This is a genomic window from Pseudomonas sp. TWI929 (assembly GCF_039673335.1).
Lineage (GTDB): Bacteria > Pseudomonadota > Gammaproteobacteria > Pseudomonadales > Pseudomonadaceae > Aquipseudomonas.
In genome coordinates, this window is sequence record NZ_JBDJLK010000182.1 from 1 (window position 1) to 868 (window position 868).

Annotated in this window: 1 protein-coding gene; it reads right to left on the bottom strand. The window is 62.0% G+C overall.

Annotation, left to right across the window (positions count from 1 at the left end; genetic code table 11):
• A partial coding sequence (locus ABE456_RS28455) for a thiamine pyrophosphate-dependent enzyme (RefSeq protein ID WP_346646903.1) occupies nucleotides 1-868 on the bottom strand: 868 nt, incomplete at both ends.

Sequence of the window (868 nt, forward strand, 5' to 3'; positions counted from 1 at the left end):
CAGGATCACCACGGTGATGTGCATGCCCAGACGAACTGCAGTTTCCAGTTCCTGGCTGTTCATCATGAAGCCGCCGTCGCCGCACACGGAAATCACCGGGCGGTCCGGGTGTACCAGGTGCGCGGCCATGGCCGATGGCAGGCCAGCACCCATGGTCGCCAGGGCGTTGTCCAGCAGCACGGTGTTCGGCTTGTGCGCCTTGTAGTTACGGGCGAACCAGATCTTGTAGATGCCGTTATCCAGGGCCACGATGCCTTCGGACGGCAGCACGCGACGGATGTCGGCGACCATACGCTGCGGGTAGACCGGGAAGCGGTTGTCGTCGGCGCCTTCGGCGATCTGTGCTTCGTTGGCTTCACGAATCGCCATCAGGCGCGTGAAGTCCCAGTGCGAAGTGTCGTTCAGGGCTTCGCTGATCTGCCATACGGCGTTGGCGATGTCGCCGATCACTTCCACTTGCGGGAAGTAAACCGCATCGACTTCGGCGGAGCGGAAGTTGATGTGGATGACTTCGGTACCACCACGGACCATGAAGAATGGTGGCTTCTCGATCACATCATGGCCGATGTTGATGATCAGGTCGGCGGCTTCGACGGCGCGGTGCACGAAGTCACCGGACGACAGCGCGGCGTTACCCAGGAAGCGTGGGTGGCGCTCGTCGACCACACCTTTACCCATCTGGGTGGTGATGAACGGGATGCCGGTCTTGTCGATCAGTTGCTTGAGGACCTTGGCGGTCATCTTGCGGTTGGCGCCAGCGCCGATCACCAGGATCGGGTTACGTGCGGCCAGCAACTTCTCTACAGCAGCTTCGATGGCCACATGCTCGGCCAACGGGCGGCGGTGCAGGCTGCGCGGGATTGGCAGC